This is a genomic window from Rhizobium sp. 10N427 (assembly GCF_056394605.1).
On the sequence record NZ_JBFTID010000004.1, the window covers coordinates 208,791 to 226,437 of the forward strand.

A 17,647-nucleotide genomic window follows, 5' to 3' on the forward strand; every position below is an offset into this window, starting at 1 on the left:
CAAGACGGCCGAACGCAACGGCCAATCAATGGCTTCGTGATATCGCGATCAAGGTTTCTTCAGGCCGCGAGGCCCTGCTGTCCGGTGTTGCGCAGCATGTTGCGGAGGCGGTAGGCGAGCGCCACCGGCTTCGGGAAAGGCTTGCGCAGGAAGGCAACCTTGCGGACGTAATTGTCGACCCGCCAGCTGGCCCAGGTGCCGCCGGCAAAGAAGGCGACGTCGCCGGCGCGGAGTGTGCGCTCGGTGCCGTCTTCGGCGGTGATATGGACCTCTCCTTCGATGATCATCACCGTCTCGTCCCAGCCGAAGAACCAACGGAATTCACCGGCGGTGCAATCCCAGATTGCCGTCAGCGAAGCTTCGTCGTGGCCGCGCGAGTGCTCGGCGGTGCGGGCCTGCGGGTCACCGCTGACCACCCAGTCAGGGTTGATCGGCGTCGACTTCATCGGCAGATGGTCGCTCGAATGCGCGATGAAGGATTTGCCGCGCGGCATCGCCACAGCATACGGCACCGTGCGCGCAGCCATTGCAACCGCACTTGCAAGCATAAGCTTCCAGGCCATGAAACACCCCGTTTGCTACCCCAATGTTCGCGGAATAACAGACAAGTCGTAAGAGAGGCGTTCAAGCAGCCGCTAAAATTTTAACGGATCCTGACGAAGCCTACTGGACTGGCTCGGCGGCGACCGGCGCGCTTGTGCTGGCCGCAACGCCGGCACCGATCCGCTTGCCGCTATCGACTGCGAAGAAGTGAAGCTTTTCGGGAGCGATGACGAAGCGCATTTCATCGGCGATCGGCGTTTCCGGCGAGACGACCGCAGTCAGCTGCTGATCGCCGAGCATACCGTGGACGAGGCGCTGCGAGCCCAGTTCCTCGACATATTCGACGGCGAGCGGCATCGCATATTCGTCTGCCCGTGCGAGACGCAGGTCCTCGGCGCGCATGCCGATGGTAACGGGACCGGAGGCCGGAGCGTTGCCTGCGAGGTCGATCAGGCTCGGGCCGATCGCCAGCTTGTCGCCATGCAGTTCGGCCTTCAGGAGGTTCATGGCCGGTGAGCCGATGAAGCTGGCGACGAAGGTGGAGGCCGGGGTGTGGTAGACGTCGAGCGGCGCGCCGATCTGTTCGATCTCGCCGCCATTCAGGACGACGAGGCGGTCCGCCAGCGTCATCGCTTCCAGCTGGTCGTGGGTAACATAGATCGAGGTGGTGCCGAGGCGGCGCTGCAGACGCTTGATTTCGCCGCGCATCGAGACGCGCAGCTTGGCATCGAGGTTTGACAGCGGCTCGTCGAAGAGGAAGACGGCCGGCTTGCGAACAATGGCGCGGCCCATGGCGACGCGCTGGCGCTGACCGCCCGAGAGGGCTTTCGGCTTGCGCTCCAGATATTGCTCGATCTGCAGCATGCGGGCGGCTTCGGCGACGCGGGCGTCGATTTCCGCCCGAGGCGTCTTGCGGTTCTTCAGGCCATATTCGAGGTTCTGGCGGACCGACATATGCGGGTAAAGTGCATAGTTCTGAAACACCATGGCGATGTCGCGATCGGCCGGCTCCACGTTGTTGACGACGCGGTTGCCGATCTTCACCTGTCCCTCGGAAATGCTCTCAAGACCGGCGATCATGCGCAGCAGGGTGGACTTGCCGCAGCCGGACGGTCCGACGAGGACGATGAACTCGCCGTCCCTGATGTTGATGCCGACACCCGAGACAGCCTTGACGCCGCCCTGATAGATCTTGCCGACGCCTTCTACATCGATAGAGGCCATTGTCATTTCTCCGTTTCGACCAGGCCTTTGACGAAAAGGCGCTGCATGACGATGATGATGAGAACCGGCGGCAGGGCGGCGAGGATGACGCCTGCCATCACGAGGTTCCATTGGGTGTCGCCGTCCAGTACCGAAGCCAGACGCTTGATGCCCATGACCGCCGTGTAATAGCCGGGATCGGTGGTGATCAGCATCGGCCAGAGATACTGGTTCCAGCCATAGATGAAGAGGATGATGAACAGCGCCGCGATATTGGTACGCGACAGCGGCAGCAAGATATCGCGGAAGAATTTCATGGCGCCTGCGCCATCGACTCGGGCCGCCTCCATCAGCTCTTCCGGGATGGTCAGGAAGAACTGGCGGAACAGGAAGGTCGCGGTCGCCGAGGCGATCAGCGGGATGACGAGGCCCGGATAGGAATTCAGCATGCCGAGATCGGCGACCACCTTGTAGGTCGGCAGGATGCGGACCTCGACCGGCAGCATCAGCGTCAGGAAGATGATCCAGAAGGCCACCATGCGCAGCGGAAAGCGGAAATAGACGATGGCGAAGGCGGAGATGATCGAGATGGCGATCTTGCCGACGGCGATCATGACAGCCATCAGCAGGCTGTTTGCCAGCATCAGCGCGAAAGGCGGCGCACCGGCCACAGAATTGCCGGCGCTGAGCAGCTGGTCGAAATTGGTGATCAGCTGATCGCCTGGAAGCAGTGGCATGAGTCCGCTCATGAAGTCGGTCGGACCGTGGGTGGCGGCGATGAAGGCGAGGTAGACGGGGAAGACCACCGTGACGACGCCGACAATCAGGATCAAGTGCGTGAGGAAGTTCAGAAAGGGACGGTTCTCGATCATCGCACGGGCCTCAATACTGGACTTTTTTCTCGATCCAGCGGAACTGGATGACGGTCAGGGCGACAACGATCAGCATCAACACCACCGACTGCGCCGCTGAAGGGCCGAGGTTCAGGCCGACGAAACCGTCGGCATAGACCTTGTAGACGAGCGTATTCGTCGACTGCGACGGGCCGCCTGACGTCGTGGAATCGACGATCGGGAAGGTGTCGAACAGCGCGTAGGTGACGTTGATGACTGCCAGGAAGAAGGTGGTCGGCGAAATCAGCGGGAAGACCACCGTCCAGAACCGTTTGAACGGTCCTGCGCCATCGATCGACGCGGCCTCGATCACCGACTGCGGGACGGATTGGAGGCCAGCGACGAAGAACAGGAAATTGTAGGAAATCTGCTTCCAGGCCGAGGCGATGACGATGAGGATCATCGCGTCATTGCCGTCGAGGCGGTGGTTCCAGTCATAGCCGAACTGGCGAAGGATATAGGGCAGGATGCCGATGCTGGGGTTGAACATGAACCACCAGAGCAGGCCGGCGGCCGCTGGCGCCACGGCATAGGGCCAGACGAGCAGCGTCGTATAGATGCGGCCGCTCTTCAGAACGCGATTGACGCAGACGGCAAAGAGCAGCGACAGGCCCATCGACAGCACGGTGACGGAGACCGAGAAGATCAGCGTCACCCACAGCGCGTTCATATAGTCGGCGCTGCCGAAGAGCTTGGTGTAATTGGCGAACCAGACAAAGGTGGTCTTCATGCCGAAAGGGTCTTCGCGCAGGAAGGACTGCCGGAAGGCCTGAAAGGCCGGCCAGATGAAGAAGACCAGGGTGACTGCGAGCTGCGGCGCCAGAAGAAAATATGGCAGGACGCGGTTCGAGAAGATTGTGCGCTTTGTCTGCATGGCTCGCCCGATATGGAAAGGCCCTCCCCGGACTGGGGAGGGCTCAGCTTCTGCTTCGAAAGCTTAGTTCGAGTTGGCGGCTTCGAATTCGCGCAGGATGGCATTGCCTTCCTTGACGGCTTCGTCGAGCGCCTGCTGGGCGGTCTGCTTGCCCGACAGCACGGTTTCGAACTGCTGGTCGATGACGTCGCGGATCTGGGTCAGGTTGCCGAAACGAACGCCCTTGGAGTTTTCGGACGGCGTGCCGCGCAGGATCTGCTTCAGGCCAACGTCGGAGCCCGGGTTCTTGTCGTAATAACCCTGCGACTTGCCGAGATCGTAGGCAGCATTGGTGATCGGCAGATAGCCCGAGAACTGGTGCCAATCAGCCTGAACTTCCGGCTGGCTGAGGTAGGTGTAGAACTTGGCAACACCCTTGTAGACTTCAGGCTTCTGGCCGTTCAGCGTCCAGAGCGTTGCGCCACCGATGATCGAGTTCTTCGGATCCTTGGTGACGTCATCATAGTAAGGCAGCGTCGAGAAGCCGACCTGGAAGGCCTTGGCGTTGTTGATCACGCCAGCGCGCGAGCCCGAGGAGCCCATGTAGATGGCGCATTCCTGCGAGTAGAACTTCGGAGCGGCATCGGGGCCGCCGCCCGGACCACCGTACTGGAAGTAACCGGCATCCTGCCACTTCTTCAGATCGCTCCAGAGACGAGCCTGGTTCGGGCCATTGAAGCTCAGCTCAGCCTTGGTGCCGCCAAAGCCGTTCTGCAGCGTGCCGTAGGGCAGGTCGTGGATGGCCGAGAAGTTTTCGAGGCCGAGCCAGGTCGCAGCATAGGTGATGGTGAAGCCGCACTTGGCAGCGCCGGAGTCGACGATCTTCTTCGAGAATTCAGCCAGTTCAGCATAGGTCTTTGGGGCGACTTCCGGATCGAGGCCAGCCTTCTTGAAGACGTCCTTGTTGTAATAGAGGATCGGCGTCGAGGAGTTGAACGGGAAGGACAGGATATTCCCTTCCGGATCGGAGTAGTAGCCGACGACCGGCGCGATGAACTTCGACGGGTCCCAAGGCTCGCCCTCGTCAGCCATCAGCTTGTAAACCGGATAGACGGCGCCCTTGGCGGCCATCATCGTGCCGGTGCCGACTTCGAAGACCTGAACGATAGCCGGCTGCTGACCTGCGCGGAAAGCGGCGATAGCGGCAGTCAGGGTCTCGGGATAGGTGCCCTTGAAAACCGGGGTCACGTGATATTCGGTCTGGCTGTCGTTGAACTTCTGAACGATCTGCTCGAGCTTCTGGCCGAGTTCGCCACCCATGGCGTGCCACCAGGTGATCTCGGTTGCGGCGAACGATGCCGACGAAGACAATACGACCGCGGCAGCGGCCAGAGAAAACGTCTTGAACATGGATAAATCCTCTCCACCAATTGTTGGGGTGAGGAAGCCAATAGAGGCCTTACGTGACGCCTCCTTTACATTTGCATGACAGAAAAATTACAAAGCGTGACTGCCTGCACGCCTATGCAATGGCGCTAGAAGGCATTTGGGAAATGCCGGGGCAAGCGGCCGGGCAACACGGCCACGATGTCGTAACGCTGCGATAGAAGGTGATTGGCCGGCTGGCGGGCAAGCCAGAGGTCGCTGGCATCACGGATGCGTTTCTGAGCCGCATAAGAAACAGCGTCCACCGCGCCACGCTCATCCCGCCGGGCTTTGACCTCGACGAAAATGGCGAGATCGCCCTTTCGGGCGATGATATCGATCTCGCCCAACTTGGTGCGATAGCGGAAGGCGGCGATGCGATAGCCTTTCAAGATCAGAAAGAGTGCGGCCGCATATTCCGAGAACTGGCCCCGGCGCAGCGCCTTCTGCCTGTCCGCGCGAAGGCCGCTACCGCTCATCAGCCTTCATTTCCAGCAAGCGCTGATAAAGCTCCTTGCGGGGCAGGCCCGTCAGCTTTGCGGCCTCGGCTGCCGCCTTGGCTGTCGGCATCGTGCCCGAGAGATCGGCGAGGATCGCATCGACATCGGCCGCATCTGCCGGCTTCTCGGCGGCCGGTGCGACCACGAGAACGATCTCGCCCTTCACATTGTCGTTCTCGGCGTAGTGGGCAGCAAGTTCCGCGAGCGTGCCGCGGCGGAACTCCTCATAGGTCTTGGTCAGCTCGCGACAAACCGAGGCAAGGCGCTCACCGCCCAGGACATCGGCGGCAGCCGCCAGCGTCGCGCCGATACGATGCGGGGATTCGAAGAATAGCAGCGTCGCTGGCGTGGTTGCGAATTCGCCCAACCGGTCGCGGCGCGCCTTGTCCTTGACCGGCAGAAAACCGGCAAAAAGAAAGGCTTCGTTAGGCAGACCGGAACCGACGAGGGCCGCGAGAGGCGCCGAAGCACCCGGGATAGGAACAACCTTGTAACCGGTCTCGATGGCTGTCTGCGCCAGACGGTAGCCCGGATCGGAAACCAGTGGCGTTCCGGCATCCGAGACCAGCGCGACCGATTTTCCGGCCTCGATCGCCTGCATCAGACGCGGACCGGCCTCGTCTGCATTGTATTCGTGATAGGAAAAGGGCCGGTTCTGGATGCCGTAGCGGTCGAGAAGCACGCGCGTCACGCGCGTGTCCTCGCAGGCGAGCACATCGGCTCCCGCCAGCGTTTCCAGCGCGCGAAGCGTGATGTCACCGAGATTGCCGATCGGCGTTGCGACCAGATACAGCGCCGCTTCGAGCGGGCGGGCGGGTATGCTGACATTGTGCAGGCGGTAGGTGCGAAGCTTGCCGCCCTCGCCCGCCGTCTCTTCATTACTCAATTTCAAAGGCCCTCTCTGGCGTCGGCTCTTTATGCGCGCAGGCTTCGTTCGCGGCAAGGGTTCGGATTTCTGTGAGGATCATTGGGTAAATGCGCCTTTGCAGGCCTGCAAAGCCTTGCACCCCTTGCAATGCCCGGCAAAGTTCTGCCATTTTGCCCGTCCACTCCTCCGGCCATGGAGCCGGAAAGGCATTTTTCTGGCGCGCTCGCGCGCCCGGACAGTCACGGTCGAAAGCGGTAGCATCCCATGCGTATTACGATTGAGCGTTCCAACCTCCTGAAGTCGCTGAACCACGTTCACCGCGTCGTCGAACGACGGAACACGATCCCGATCCTGTCCAACATCCTGCTGCGCGCCGACGGCCAGAACCTCGACATGAAGGCGACCGACCTCGATCTCGAAGTCACCGAAGCGACGCCCGCCAATGTCGAACAGGCCGGTGCGACCACTGTTCCTGCCCATCTTCTTTACGACATCGTCCGCAAGCTGCCCGATGGTTCGGAAGTTCTGCTTGCGACATCGACCGATGGCGGCTCGATGACGGTGCAATCCGGCCGCTCGAAGTTCTCGCTGCAGTGCCTGCCGCAATCCGACTTCCCGGATCTGACCGCCGGCACCTTCACCCATTCCTTCAAGCTGAAGGCAACGGATCTCAAGATGCTGATCGATCGCACCCAGTTTGCGATCTCCACCGAAGAGACCCGCTATTACCTGAACGGCATCTTCTTCCACACGATCGAAAGCGAAGGCGACCTGAAGCTGCGCGCCGTTGCGACCGACGGCCACCGTCTCGCCCGCGCCGACGTGAAGGCGCCTTCGGGTTCCGAGGGCATGCCCGGCATCATCATTCCGCGCAAGACCGTCGGCGAGTTGCAGAAGCTGGTCGATAGCCCGGATGCACTTGTTACTGTTGAAGTTTCCGACGCCAAGATCCGCCTCAGCATCGGCTCGATCGTCATGACATCGAAGCTGATCGATGGTACATTCCCGGATTACCAGCGCGTCATTCCGACCGGCAACGACAAGGAAATGCGCGTCGATTGCACCACCTTCGCCCAGGCCGTCGACCGCGTCTCGACGATTTCGTCCGAGCGTGGCCGCGCCGTGAAGCTGGCGCTTTCCGACGGACAGCTGCTGCTGACGGTCAACAATCCGGATTCCGGCAGCGCAACGGAAGAAGTCGCCGTCGGCTACGACACCGACTCGATGGAGATCGGCTTTAACGCCAAATACCTGCTCGACATTACGGCGCAGCTTTCCGGCGATCAGGCGATCTTCCTGCTTGCCGATGCCGGTTCGCCGACGCTCATTCGCGACACGGCTGGCGATGATGCTCTCTACGTTCTGATGCCGATGCGCGTGTAAACGCGCGTCGCATTTGGCGGGCAAAGTTTTCAGATTGCGACGTTTGGTCTTGTTTTACTGCCGGATGATTGCAATTAGATAGCCAGCGGTTTGTTGCTTGACGAGGAGGACGGCATGGCGTTGCGGCTGAAAGAACGGCTCGGCAAAAAGTTCGATGAGGAAATCCGTTTCTTCAAGGGAATGATGCAGGGGCCGAAGACTGTCGGCTCCATCGTTCCCACCTCCTCGATTACCGCCAGGAAGATGGCAAGCGTCATCAACCTCAATTCCGGGCTGCCGGTGCTTGAGCTTGGACCCGGTACGGGCGCGATCACCAAGGCGATCCTCAGCCGCGGCGTTAAACCCGAAAAGCTTGTCGCAATCGAATATTCGACGGATTTCTACGAGCACCTCGTTCGCCTCTATCCGGGCGTCCACTTCATCAACGGCGACGCTTTCGATCTCGACAAGACGCTCGGCGCACTGAAGGGACAGATATTCGATTCCGTGGTGTCCGCCGTGCCATTGCTGAACTTTCCGATGCAGGCCCGCAGCGCATTGCTGGAAAGTCTTCTCGACCGCGTTCCGGCTGGCCGGCCCGTCGTCCAGATCTCCTATGGTGCTGTCTCGCCGATCATCGCGCGGCCTGATCGCTATCACATCCAGCATTTCGACTTCATCGTCCGCAACATCCCCCCGGCTCAGCTCTGGATCTACCGCCGCGGCTGATGTTCGCGCTCTATATCACTCACCCACAGGTCAGGATCGATCCCGATGTCCCCGTTCCGCAATGGGGTCTGTCGGAAACAGGTGCTGCCCGCGCCGGACTAGCCGCCGAACGCCCGTGGGCCACGCAGCTGCGGCGGATCGTCTCCAGCGACGAGACCAAGGCGATCGAAACAGCAGAGATTCTGGCCGAAGCCGCCGGGATCGGTGTTGAGATCATCTATGGCATGCATGAGAACGACCGGTCGGCGACCGGATTTCTGCCGCCAGCGGAATTCGAAAAAGCCGCCGACTGGTTCTTTGCCAATCCGGACCTCAGCTTCAAGGGCTGGGAGCGCGCTACCGACGCGCAAGCCCGCATCGTTTCTTCCATCGATCGCATCCTGTCATCGCACAATAAGGACGAGCCGATCGCCTTCATCGGGCATGGCGGCGTCGGAACCCTGCTGAAATGCCACCTGGAAGCAAAGCCGATTGGGCGCGACCGCGACCAGCCCGGCGGAGGCGGCAATCTCTACGCTTTCTCCCTTGCAGACCGGCGCTTATCATGCGACTGGACGCCCATTGAAAGCTGGCAGGGGTGGATGAGATGAACGCAAGCGAACGCTTGATCGTCGGGCTCGATGTTCCGACACTGGGCGAAGCGGAAAAGATCGTTTCGACGCTTGGCGACAACGTCCTCTTCTACAAGATCGGCTACCAGCTGGTCTTTGCCGGCGGACTGGAATTCGCCCGCGAGCTTGCCCAGAGCGGCAAGAAGATCTTCCTCGACATGAAGCTCCTCGACATCGACAACACGATCGCATCGGGTGTCGAGAACATCGTCAAGATGGGCATGTCGATGCTGACGCTGCACGCCTATCCGAAGGCGATGAGGGCGGCTGTCGAAGCCGCGAAGGGATCCGATCTCTGCCTGCTCGGCGTTACGGTGCTGACCTCGATGGACGAGCAGGATCTGACCGCGGCGGGCTACGAATACGATCCGCACACCTTGGTGCTGCGGCGCGCCGAACAGGCGCTCGCCGCCGGGATGGGCGGCATCGTCTGCTCAGCCGAGGAATCATCGGCCGTCCGCAAGATCGTTGGCCCCAACATGGCCATCGTTACCCCGGGCATCCGCCCGGCCGGCAGTGACAAGGGCGACCAGAAGCGCGTGATGACGCCCGCCGACGCTCTGAAGGCCGGCTCCAGCCACCTTGTCGTCGCCCGCCCGATCGTCAAGGCGCCGGATCCGAAGGACGCCGCCCGCGCGATCCTGGCCGAGATGGACGCAGCGCTCCGTTAAGCAAAGAGAGGGAGAGGAAGATCATGGCTAAGGGTTACTGGATCGCGCGCGTCGATGTTCGCGACGCAGAGCGCTATAAGGATTATGTCGCGGCGGCAAAGCCCGCCTTCGAGAAATACGGCGCCAACTTCCTCGCCCGCGGCGGTGCGATCACCGAGCTCGAGGGCAAGGCGCGGGCGCGCAACGTGGTTATCGAGTTCCCGTCGATGCAAGCAGCCGTCGATTGCTACAACTCGCCAGAATACCAGATCGCCGCCAAGATCCGCCAGGAAGTCGCGGATGCCGAAATGGTGGTCGTTGAAGGAGCCTGAGGCACCTTCGCAGATGCGAAACTGCGGCGCGATGGGCCTTTCCGTCGCGTCTGGATTGGGCTAATACGGGAACCAACAACCACTCTCTCCCAAGCCTTTCGAGGAACCTGCCATGACACTTGCCAACCTGCCGCCGCTCGTCACCGTGTTCGGAGGCTCCGGCTTCGTCGGCAGGCACGTGGTTCGCGCGCTTGCCAAGCGTGGATACCGCATCCGGGTCGCGGTGCGCCGCCCGGATCTCGCAGGCTTCCTGCAGCCGCTCGGCAATGTCGGCCAGATCTCCTTCGTGCAGGCCAATCTGCGCTACCGCCAGTCGGTCGAGCGCGCCGTCGAAGGCTCCGACTGTGTGATCAACTGCGTCGGCATTCTTTTCGAGACCGGCCGCAACACCTTTGACGCGGTGCAGGATTTCGGTGCGCGCGCCGTTGCCGAAGCAGCGAAGAATGCCAAGGCTCGTTTGATCCACATTTCGGCGATCGGCGCCGATGAGAAGTCGGAATCGAGCTATGCCCGCAGCAAGGGCCGCGCCGAGACGGCGGTGCTGTCGATCAAGAAGGACGCGGTGATCTTCCGCCCGTCGATCGTTTTCGGACCCGAGGACAGCTTCTTCAACAAATTTGCTGATATGGCCCGTTTTTCGCCGGTTCTGCCTGTCATCAGCGGCGGCAAGACCAAGCTGCAGCCTGTCTACGTCGAGGACGTTGCCGAAGCCGTCGCTCGCGCTGCCGACGGCAAGGCTCTCCCTGGCAAGATCTACGAACTCGGCGGTCCTGAAGTCCTCAGCTTCCGTGAATGTCTCGAGACCATGCTGAAGGTGACGGCGCGCAAGAATCCGCTGGTATCGATGCCGGCAGGTATCGCCTCGCTGATCGGCAGCATCGCATCGCTGATCCCGTTCGTTTCACCGCCGATCACGCCCGATCAGGTTCGCCTGCTGAAGTATGACAATGTGGTTTCGCCGAAAGCGGAGAAGGAAGAGCGCACGCTGAAGGGACTCGGCGTTACGCCGACGATGGCGACCTCGGTTCTGCCGTCCTATCTGGTGCATTACCGTCCGCATGGACAGTACACGGGCACCGGCAAGGCCGCCTGATTCGTCCCATTAGAATTAACTGAAACGCCGCCTGCGGATTTCCACAGGCGGCGTTTCTGTTTTGGGTGAAAGCTCAAATCTGGCGCAAGTTTCGCGTGTTTTTGTGGCCTGCGAACAGGATTGGCGTTGCATAAAAGCCGCATGAAAAAATTAGTGAAATTAACGTCACATTTAGCAGGAACATTTATTGCTATTTGCCATTCCACTGACTACACACCCGGCGCGCAACTAGCGGCTCACGAGGCTTGGCAGGCGCGTTCAATCGATTTGAAAGGCTTTATACCGATGGGCAAGTCAATCGCGCTTCTCTTTGCGTGTGCGGCACTGGTTATCCTGGCCGGCTCCTTCATCGCGCCCGGCTCGGTCGCGGCTGTGAAGGATGGCTGTGCGCCGGCTTACGGTGTCGACCCCTGCTCGACGGCAAGCATTCCCCAATAAGTGGGAGCTTTTCCGCGCGCGGCTGAGTTGAACAGCCCGCTTGGCGGAAAGTAACGATTTTCAAAATTGTCTGAATTGGTTTCAGCCCCCTGCCTGCCGGCAAGGGGCTGTTTTTCGTTGAGGCTCAGGCAATGATGCCGGCATAGGCCATGCCGAGCAGCACGGCGCCGAGAATGATGCGGTAGATCGCAAAGACGGTGAAGCGGTTGCTCTGGATATAGGAGAGCAGCCATTTGACGGCGATGAAGGCAACGATGGTTGACACCACGAAGGCAATGCCGAGCGCTGTCCAGTCTTCGTTCGCCGCGCCGCCATCCTTCACGGTTTTGAACAGCTGATAGGCACTGGCCGCGTACATGGTCGGAATGCCGACGAGGAAGGCGAATTCCGTTGCCGCGGCGCGATTGGCCGTTCCGGCCAGCATGGCGACGAAGATCGTTGCGCCGGAGCGCGAGGTGCCCGGGAAAATTCCGGCGACGACCTGAGCAATACCGACCAGGATGGCAACCATCCAGGTGATGTCCTTGTAGGGCGGCTTCTTGGCGGCGGCCCATTCGGCAAAGATCATCCAGAAGCCGCCGATAATCAGCGCCCAGGCGATTGGCGTGGCATGTTCCGGCAGCTCGAAGCCGAGCTTCTTGACGATCAGGCCGAGCACGGCGGTGATCAGGAAGGCGACGATAAGCCTGGAGGCGTAGCGGCGGTTCTTGGGTTCCCGCCAGCCGACAACCAGATCCACGAGGCGGCGCCAATAAATGATGGTGACGGCCAGAATGGCGCCAGCCTGAATGACGATATTAAACGTGTCGGACCGGGCGCCGAGCCACTGCTCTGCAATGATCAGGTGGCCGGTACTGGAGATCGGCAGGAACTCCGTTATCCCCTCGATGACACCCAGGATGATCGCGTTTATATAATCCATCTATGGTCTCCGGTTAAAATTCCTGGCCGCCGAATCAGGACCGGGCAAGCGCCGGCGGCGGGCAACTCATTGGTCATCAGGATGGCGGAAAAAGGCCGGATCTTTCGGGAGATCATGAAAAACCCATCATTGGCCGCACTTAGAAGCGGCTGTAACCCTGCTTCGCAGTTGAAGCCGCCATCCAATCCTATATCTTTCTTAAACTCTAATTGTTAGGAGTTTGAGAAGGACACAATGTCGCCGAAACGCGGGCGGACCGAAAACCCATAATGCCAGTACTTTATCATCACCCCATGTCGACCGCCTCCCGGTTTATCCGGCTGGTGCTTGCAGAATACGGCTATCAGGTCGATCTCGTGGAAGAGCAGACCTGGGACAAGCGCCGTGATTTCCTGGCGCTGAACCCCGCCGGGACGCTGCCGGTCTATGTCGACGACAGCATGCGCGCACTCTGCGGCGCCATGGTCATCTCCGAATATCTCGACGAAACGCACGGCGTCCTCAAGCGGGACCGCAGGCTTCTGGCGGAAGACCCGTTTCAGCGAGCCGAAATCCGCCGCCTCGTCGAATGGTTCATGCTGAAGATGGAAACCGACGTGACGCGCCCGCTGGCGCGCGAGCGGGTCTACAAGCTGCAGATGACTGCGGAGCAAGGCGGGGGCGCGCCTGACTCCAAGATGTTGCGCACCGCGCGCAGCAACATCCGCCAGCATCTGAAATATGTGACCTGGCTTGCCGGCTCGCGCCAGTGGCTGGCGGGCGAGCGCATGAGCTATGCGGATCTGGCCGCTGCGGCATCGATTTCGATCCTCGATTATCTCGGCGAGATCGACTGGGCCGAAACTCCTGTCGTGAAGGACTGGTACCAGCGCATCAAGTCGCGGCCGTCCTTCCGCCCGATGCTCAACGAGCGGGTTCGCGGCCTGACGCCGGTTTCCCATTACGCCGACCTGGATTTCTGACGGGGGCTCTTGATGCCCGCACGATCAGAGCAGGATAAAGAGCGAAAGAAGCGCGAGAGCCTGACCGCTTTCGTGCGCGCTGAGGCAGCAAGCCTCGGCTTCGAGCTCTGTCGCGTGACCCGGCCGGACTCCATTCCTGAAGCCAAGGCACGGCTCGGTGAATTCATTGATGCCGGACGGCACGGAACGATGGAATGGATGGCCGAGACGCAGGAGCGGCGTGGCGATCCCCGCACGCTCTGGAGCGATGTCCGGTCCGTCGTGGTCTTCGGACTAAATTACGGGCCGGAAGAGGATCCGCGCGGCATTCTCGAGAAGCCCGATAAGGCGGCAATCTCGGTCTACGCCCGCAATCGCGATTATCACGATGTCATCAAGGGGCGCCTGAAGGAGATCGCCACGCGCTTTGCCGCACGGGCGGGTGCGGATGTGAAGGTCTTCGTCGATACGGCTCCGGTGATGGAGAAGCCGCTGGCCGCCGCTGCCGGGCTTGGCTGGCAGGGAAAGCACACGAACCTCGTCAGCCGGGCGCATGGATCCTGGCTGTTTCTCGGCTCGATGTTTACCACTGCCGACCTCGATATCGACGCGGCGGAGAGTGATCATTGCGGCTCCTGCCGCGCCTGTCTCGACGCCTGTCCGACCAATGCCTTTCCCGCCCCCTACCAGATCGACGCGCGGCGCTGCATCTCCTACCTGACGATCGAGCACAAGGGGCCGATCGCTGCTGAATTCCGGCCGCTGATCGGCAACCGCATCTATGGCTGCGACGACTGTCTCGCCGCCTGTCCCTGGAACAAGTTTGCGGCGTCTGCCTCCGAGATGAAGTTGCAGGCCCGCGAAGACCTGAAAGAGCCGGAGATCGCCTTCCTGCTGACGCTCGACGATGCCAGCTTCCGGACGTTCTTCAGCGGCTCGCCCGTCAAGCGGATCGGCCGCAACCGCTTTATCCGCAACGTCCTGATCGCCGCCGGTAATTCCGGCCAGCGGCAATTGATCGATCTCTGCTGCAGCCTCAGCCGCGATCCCTCGCCTGATGTGCGCGGAATGGCGGTGTGGGCCCTTTCGCGGTTGATGGACGCTGGCGAATTCCAGTCGTTTGCGGCAGAAAGGCAAGTCGAAGAGGATGGCGACGTCCTGAACGAGTGGCGGCTGGCGGGAGTATTGTGATGAAGCTGATGATCTTCGGATGTGGCTTTTCGGGGATGGCGATTGCCAAGGCATTTGCCGCAGCGGGTGCCAGCGTCGGCGGCACGACCCGCAGCTGCGACAAGCTGGATCAGCTGCGCGCCGCTGGGATCGACGGCCATATCTTCGACGGCGAGAGCTTGGGCCCGGAGCTGATGGCGGCGATGCATGGGGCAACGCATCTCGTGCAATCGATCGCGCCACGCGAAAGCGGCGATCCCCTCGTCAATATTGCCGGATCATCCCTCCGGACACTAATGCCGCAGCTGCAATGGATCGGTTATCTTTCGACGGTCGGCGTCTATGGCGATCACAAGGGTGCTTGGGTCGATGAGGAGACCGTCTGCGTGCCGGTGTCGGGCCGTTCCAAGGAGCGGTTGGAGGCGGAGCAGGCCTGGAGCGACCTCGGCACAGCACTGAATGTACCGGCTGCCATCCTCCGCCTCTCCGGCATCTACGGGCCGGGGCGCAATGCTTTCGTCAATCTCGAGCGCGGCACGGCGCGGCGGCTGATCAAGAAGGATCAGGTCTTCAACCGGATCCGTGTCGAGGATATCGGCGGTTCGGCCCTGCTTCTTTCGCAGAGAAAACTGGGTGGCATCTATAATGTCACCGACGATCTACCAGGCCCGCCGCAGGATGTGATCGTCGAGGCAGCCCGGCTGATGGGCGCCGAGCCGCCTGCCGAACAGGCCTTCGAGACCGCCGAACTGACGCCGATGGCCCGCTCCTTCTACGGGGAGAACAAGCGGGTCTCGAATGCCAAGCTTAAGGCTGCCGGTTTTGCTTTCGCCTTCCCGAACTATCCCATGTCGCTTGCCCAGATGTGGCAGGACGGGCGATGGAAAATCTAACACTTCCGAGCTAGCGATCTAACCCCTCAAAGAGCAGAAAATTCCTACTTCCGAATTTTAGCAATCAAAATTTCGCGCCCATTTATGGTTAACGGCCTCTAAATTTGCGCAAATACGGCAACAAATATGGCGGTCTAGCAAAATTATTTTTGTGATCACCGTAACATTCCGTGAGCGGACTCAGCCCTCGGAAAAATTGTTCTAATTTTACCTGATTCTATTGTCTTTTTTCCATGAATGCCGCAGCAAGACTTTATTGACCTTAATCCGCCGGGAATCACGAATATTACAGACTGTAACATTCCGTGATCTCGTGTGGCACTTTTTCGCCACTTTTGAGCGGATTCAAGCCCTCACCGCCCCCAAGGCGCAAGTTCAATAGTTGAGGGATACTCCGTTTTGAGGAAAACCAGCCGTTCTCTAATCACTGCCGCGGCGATTGCAGCCTGTTCTTTCATCCTTCCTGCCGAAGGATTTGCTGCAGCCGGATGTGGTGGTGCTTCGTGGTACGCACTGCACTCCAAAACAGCTTCCGGCGAACGCATGAACCCCGCCACACTGACTGCTGCACATCGCTCGCTGAAGTTCGGTACCAAGCTGAAGGTCACCAACCGCAACAATGGCCGTACGGTCATCGTTCGCGTCAATGACCGTGGCCCCTTCATTCGCGGCCGCGTCCTCGATCTTTCCCGTGCCGCCGCTCAGAACATCGGCATGGTCAGCTCCGGCACCGCCAAGGTCTGCTACGAAGTCGTCGCCTCCCGCTAGGCGTCCATCTGCTTGCGCCGAGGCGCTTGCTCTTGCCGTCAATCGCGTTTACCACGCGCTTGAGACTTGTGAATTATCCGCTGCATCCGTTTTCTTTCCCGCGGATCGTTCACAAGCCGTTGGCAACAGGAGACTTGTGAATGCGTTTGGGCGGCCGCCTCGAAGGGGCGATTTCGGTTCTGGCTGACATCGAGCAGCGAAAGAGACCTGTCGCCGACGCTCTCAAGGACTGGGGCCTGGCGCACCGCTTTGCCGGGTCCGGCGACCGCGCCGCGATCGGCAACATCGTCTATGACGCCCTGCGCATGCGGCTCTCGCATGCTTTCCTGATGGATGACGACAGCCCCTTGGCTCTTGCCTACGCGGTGATGCTGCGTCAGTGGGGCTTTACACAGGAAAGCCTCGCAGCCGAACTTTCCGGCGACAAGTTTGCGCCGCCGGAACTGCCGGATGCGGCTGCCACCGCTTTCGCAAGCCGCGATCTTTCGTCTGCTCCCGCGCATATACAGGGCGACATATCCGAATGGGTGCAGCCGTCCTTCGAGACTGCCTTCGGCGGTAGTTGGCTTGCCGAGGCCCAGGCGCTTGCCGCCCGCCCGACACTCGACCTGCGCGCCAATATCCTGAAGGCCAGCCGCGAGAAGGCCGTGAAGGCGCTGGAACGCGCAGGCGCGCAGGATGCCAAGATCGCCCGCTACGGCATGCGCATACCGGCCGGCGAAGGCGCCTCAAGACTTCCAAACGTCACGGCCGAGCTTTCGTTCCAGAAGGGCTGGTTCGAAGTTCAGGACGAAGGATCGCAGATCGTCGCCGATCTGGTGCTGCCGAAGGACGGTGAGCAGGTTCTCGATTATTGCGCCGGCGGTGGCGGCAAGACGCTCGCCATGTCGGCAGCCATGCATAACAAGGGTCAAGTCCACGCCTATGACGCCGATCGCAAGCGCCTTGCGCCGATCATCGAGCGGCTGAAGCGGGCAGGAACGCGCAATGTCCAGGTTCATGACGACGCGAGAGCGCTCGCAAGTCTCAAGGACCGCTGCGACAAGGTTCTGGTCGATGCGCCCTGCACCGGCACCGGCACCTGGCGCCGCCGCCCGGACACCAAGTGGCGGCTGACCGCCAAGAATCTCGACGAGCGCACGAGCCAGCAGCAAGACGCGCTGACCCAGGCCAGCGCCTTTGTGCGTCCTGGTGGCGAACTGATCTATGTGACCTGCTCGGTGTTGCCGCAGGAGAACGAGGAACAGGTCCGCAAGTTCACCGCCGATAACCCGGAATTCTCGATCGCCAGCGCCCTGCCCGCCTGGAAGCACCTGTTTGGTGCGGACGCGCCGCAACCGCGCTCCTCCGACCAGCAGACCATCACGCTGACGCCGGCATCGACGGATACCGATGGCTTCTTTTTCTGCCGGATGCAGCGCAAGGCGTAAGGTGCTTTCAGCACTCGCGTGAG

21 protein-coding genes are annotated in these 17,647 nt (G+C 60.8%); 12 read left to right on the plus strand and 9 right to left on the minus strand.

Annotated elements, in window-relative coordinates; genetic code table 11:
• Window positions 1–59: 59 nt before the first annotated feature.
• The 8 genes from AC1DIJ_RS10760 to AC1DIJ_RS10795 all read right to left on the minus strand — a co-directional run bounded on the left by AC1DIJ_RS10760 (window position 60) and on the right by AC1DIJ_RS10795 (window position 6,454).
• Window positions 60–563: a cupin domain-containing protein gene (locus AC1DIJ_RS10760; RefSeq protein ID WP_112385190.1), complete on the minus strand. Its 504-nt coding sequence runs from the start codon at window positions 561–563 to the stop codon at window positions 60–62.
• A 100-nt stretch (window positions 564–663) separates the two neighbouring features.
• Entirely contained in the window at window positions 664–1,767 is a 1,104-nt protein-coding gene (locus AC1DIJ_RS10765) for a sn-glycerol-3-phosphate ABC transporter ATP-binding protein UgpC (protein WP_112385189.1), read from the minus strand.
• 2 nt (window positions 1,768–1,769) lie between these two features.
• Window positions 1,770–2,618 carry a sn-glycerol-3-phosphate ABC transporter permease UgpE gene (ugpE, locus tag AC1DIJ_RS10770; protein ID WP_112385188.1) on the minus strand — a complete coding sequence of 283 codons (849 nt, stop codon included), beginning with the start codon at window positions 2,616–2,618 and terminating at the stop codon, window positions 1,770–1,772.
• A 10-nt stretch (window positions 2,619–2,628) separates the two neighbouring features.
• Window positions 2,629–3,513, minus strand: a complete 885-nt coding sequence (ugpA, locus tag AC1DIJ_RS10775) for a sn-glycerol-3-phosphate ABC transporter permease UgpA (protein WP_112385187.1) — start codon at window positions 3,511–3,513, stop codon at window positions 2,629–2,631.
• 63 nt (window positions 3,514–3,576) lie between these two features.
• Window positions 3,577–4,902, minus strand: coding sequence for a sn-glycerol-3-phosphate ABC transporter substrate-binding protein UgpB (ugpB, locus tag AC1DIJ_RS10780; protein ID WP_112385186.1), 1,326 nt, complete (start codon window positions 4,900–4,902; stop codon window positions 3,577–3,579).
• A 125-nt stretch (window positions 4,903–5,027) separates the two neighbouring features.
• Window positions 5,028–5,396 (minus strand): YraN family protein, encoded by a 369-nt coding sequence (locus AC1DIJ_RS10785; RefSeq protein WP_112385185.1) that lies wholly within the window; start codon window positions 5,394–5,396, stop codon window positions 5,028–5,030.
• Complete coding sequence (gene rsmI, locus AC1DIJ_RS10790; RefSeq protein WP_112385184.1) at window positions 5,386–6,303, minus strand: 16S rRNA (cytidine(1402)-2'-O)-methyltransferase; 918 nt, start codon at window positions 6,301–6,303, stop codon at window positions 5,386–5,388. Before rsmI ends, AC1DIJ_RS10785 begins: the two co-directional genes overlap by 11 nt.
• Window positions 6,296–6,454, minus strand: coding sequence for a hypothetical protein (locus AC1DIJ_RS10795; protein ID WP_162698717.1), 159 nt, complete (start codon window positions 6,452–6,454; stop codon window positions 6,296–6,298). The genes rsmI and AC1DIJ_RS10795 overlap by 8 nt, the downstream gene beginning before the upstream one ends.
• Before the next feature lie 95 nt (window positions 6,455–6,549).
• Between AC1DIJ_RS10795 and dnaN the strand changes: the two genes are divergently transcribed.
• The 7 genes from dnaN to AC1DIJ_RS10830 all read left to right on the plus strand — a co-directional run bounded on the left by dnaN (window position 6,550) and on the right by AC1DIJ_RS10830 (window position 11,500).
• Window positions 6,550–7,668 carry a DNA polymerase III subunit beta gene (gene dnaN / locus AC1DIJ_RS10800; RefSeq protein WP_112385183.1) on the plus strand — a complete coding sequence of 373 codons (1,119 nt, stop codon included), beginning with the start codon at window positions 6,550–6,552 and terminating at the stop codon, window positions 7,666–7,668.
• Window positions 7,669–7,782: 114 nt separating this feature from the next.
• Window positions 7,783–8,376 carry a phospholipid N-methyltransferase PmtA gene (gene pmtA / locus AC1DIJ_RS10805; protein WP_112385182.1) on the plus strand — a complete coding sequence of 198 codons (594 nt, stop codon included), beginning with the start codon at window positions 7,783–7,785 and terminating at the stop codon, window positions 8,374–8,376.
• Window positions 8,376–8,966, plus strand: coding sequence for a histidine phosphatase family protein (locus tag AC1DIJ_RS10810; protein ID WP_112385181.1), 591 nt, complete (start codon window positions 8,376–8,378; stop codon window positions 8,964–8,966). Before pmtA ends, AC1DIJ_RS10810 begins: the two co-directional genes overlap by 1 nt.
• Window positions 8,963–9,658 (plus strand): orotidine-5'-phosphate decarboxylase, encoded by a 696-nt coding sequence (gene pyrF / locus AC1DIJ_RS10815; protein ID WP_112385180.1) that lies wholly within the window; start codon window positions 8,963–8,965, stop codon window positions 9,656–9,658. Before AC1DIJ_RS10810 ends, pyrF begins: the two co-directional genes overlap by 4 nt.
• 23 nt (window positions 9,659–9,681) lie before the next feature.
• Entirely contained in the window at window positions 9,682–9,969 is a 288-nt protein-coding gene (locus AC1DIJ_RS10820; protein WP_112385179.1) for a DUF1330 domain-containing protein, read from the plus strand.
• Window positions 9,970–10,081: 112 nt separating this feature from the next.
• Window positions 10,082–11,062: a complex I NDUFA9 subunit family protein gene (locus AC1DIJ_RS10825; RefSeq protein ID WP_112385178.1), complete on the plus strand. Its 981-nt coding sequence runs from the start codon at window positions 10,082–10,084 to the stop codon at window positions 11,060–11,062.
• Between the two features lie 141 nt (window positions 11,063–11,203).
• The gene (locus tag AC1DIJ_RS10830) at window positions 11,204–11,500 is read left to right on the plus strand and encodes a hypothetical protein (protein WP_148194260.1); all 297 of its coding nucleotides are present in this window, start codon (window positions 11,204–11,206) and stop codon (window positions 11,498–11,500) included.
• A 124-nt stretch (window positions 11,501–11,624) separates the two neighbouring features.
• Here AC1DIJ_RS10830 and AC1DIJ_RS10835 read toward each other — a convergent pair whose 3' ends face one another.
• Entirely contained in the window at window positions 11,625–12,422 is a 798-nt protein-coding gene (locus tag AC1DIJ_RS10835) for an undecaprenyl-diphosphate phosphatase (protein ID WP_112385177.1), read from the minus strand.
• A 269-nt stretch (window positions 12,423–12,691) separates the two neighbouring features.
• On the opposite strand from AC1DIJ_RS10835, the gene AC1DIJ_RS10840 reads away from it, so the two are divergent.
• From AC1DIJ_RS10840 to AC1DIJ_RS10860, 5 genes are all read left to right on the plus strand, one after another.
• Complete coding sequence (locus AC1DIJ_RS10840) at window positions 12,692–13,384, plus strand: glutathione S-transferase family protein (RefSeq protein WP_112385176.1); 693 nt, start codon at window positions 12,692–12,694, stop codon at window positions 13,382–13,384.
• Window positions 13,385–13,396: 12 nt separating this feature from the next.
• Window positions 13,397–14,554, plus strand: a complete 1,158-nt coding sequence (gene queG / locus AC1DIJ_RS10845; protein ID WP_112385175.1) for a tRNA epoxyqueuosine(34) reductase QueG — start codon at window positions 13,397–13,399, stop codon at window positions 14,552–14,554.
• A complete protein-coding gene (locus AC1DIJ_RS10850; protein ID WP_112385174.1) occupies window positions 14,554–15,426 on the plus strand; it encodes an SDR family oxidoreductase in 873 nt (290 codons plus the stop codon). Before queG ends, AC1DIJ_RS10850 begins: the two co-directional genes overlap by 1 nt.
• 399 nt (window positions 15,427–15,825) lie before the next feature.
• Window positions 15,826–16,194, plus strand: a complete 369-nt coding sequence (locus tag AC1DIJ_RS10855) for a septal ring lytic transglycosylase RlpA family protein (RefSeq protein ID WP_112385173.1) — start codon at window positions 15,826–15,828, stop codon at window positions 16,192–16,194.
• A 140-nt stretch (window positions 16,195–16,334) separates the two neighbouring features.
• Entirely contained in the window at window positions 16,335–17,624 is a 1,290-nt protein-coding gene (locus AC1DIJ_RS10860; protein ID WP_112385172.1) for an RsmB/NOP family class I SAM-dependent RNA methyltransferase, read from the plus strand.
• Window positions 17,625–17,647: the final 23 nt, after the last annotated feature.

Bases quoted from the DNA above. Each gene is read 5' to 3' on its own strand.
- dnaN (WP_112385183.1), top strand. From the start codon at position 6,550: ATGCGTATTACGATTGAGCGTTCCAACCTCCTGAAGTCGCTGAACCAC.
- queG (WP_112385175.1), top strand. From the start codon at position 13,397: ATGCCCGCACGATCAGAGCAGGATAAAGAGCGAAAGAAGCGCGAGAGC.
- AC1DIJ_RS10765 (WP_112385189.1), bottom strand. From the start codon at position 1,767: ATGGCCTCTATCGATGTAGAAGGCGTCGGCAAGATCTATCAGGGCGGC.
- AC1DIJ_RS10840 (WP_112385176.1), top strand. From the start codon at position 12,692: ATGCCAGTACTTTATCATCACCCCATGTCGACCGCCTCCCGGTTTATC.
- AC1DIJ_RS10860 (WP_112385172.1), top strand. From the start codon at position 16,335: ATGCGTTTGGGCGGCCGCCTCGAAGGGGCGATTTCGGTTCTGGCTGAC.
- AC1DIJ_RS10825 (WP_112385178.1), top strand. From the start codon at position 10,082: ATGACACTTGCCAACCTGCCGCCGCTCGTCACCGTGTTCGGAGGCTCC.
- AC1DIJ_RS10760 (WP_112385190.1), bottom strand. From the start codon at position 563: ATGGCCTGGAAGCTTATGCTTGCAAGTGCGGTTGCAATGGCTGCGCGC.
- pmtA (WP_112385182.1), top strand. From the start codon at position 7,783: ATGGCGTTGCGGCTGAAAGAACGGCTCGGCAAAAAGTTCGATGAGGAA.
- AC1DIJ_RS10850 (WP_112385174.1), top strand. From the start codon at position 14,554: ATGAAGCTGATGATCTTCGGATGTGGCTTTTCGGGGATGGCGATTGCC.
- AC1DIJ_RS10810 (WP_112385181.1), top strand. From the start codon at position 8,376: ATGTTCGCGCTCTATATCACTCACCCACAGGTCAGGATCGATCCCGAT.
- AC1DIJ_RS10785 (WP_112385185.1), bottom strand. From the start codon at position 5,396: ATGAGCGGTAGCGGCCTTCGCGCGGACAGGCAGAAGGCGCTGCGCCGG.
- AC1DIJ_RS10830 (WP_148194260.1), top strand. From the start codon at position 11,204: ATGAAAAAATTAGTGAAATTAACGTCACATTTAGCAGGAACATTTATT.
- AC1DIJ_RS10835 (WP_112385177.1), bottom strand. From the start codon at position 12,422: ATGGATTATATAAACGCGATCATCCTGGGTGTCATCGAGGGGATAACG.
- AC1DIJ_RS10820 (WP_112385179.1), top strand. From the start codon at position 9,682: ATGGCTAAGGGTTACTGGATCGCGCGCGTCGATGTTCGCGACGCAGAG.
- ugpE (WP_112385188.1), bottom strand. From the start codon at position 2,618: ATGATCGAGAACCGTCCCTTTCTGAACTTCCTCACGCACTTGATCCTG.
- ugpA (WP_112385187.1), bottom strand. From the start codon at position 3,513: ATGCAGACAAAGCGCACAATCTTCTCGAACCGCGTCCTGCCATATTTT.
- pyrF (WP_112385180.1), top strand. From the start codon at position 8,963: ATGAACGCAAGCGAACGCTTGATCGTCGGGCTCGATGTTCCGACACTG.
- AC1DIJ_RS10795 (WP_162698717.1), bottom strand. From the start codon at position 6,454: ATGGCAGAACTTTGCCGGGCATTGCAAGGGGTGCAAGGCTTTGCAGGC.
- ugpB (WP_112385186.1), bottom strand. From the start codon at position 4,902: ATGTTCAAGACGTTTTCTCTGGCCGCTGCCGCGGTCGTATTGTCTTCG.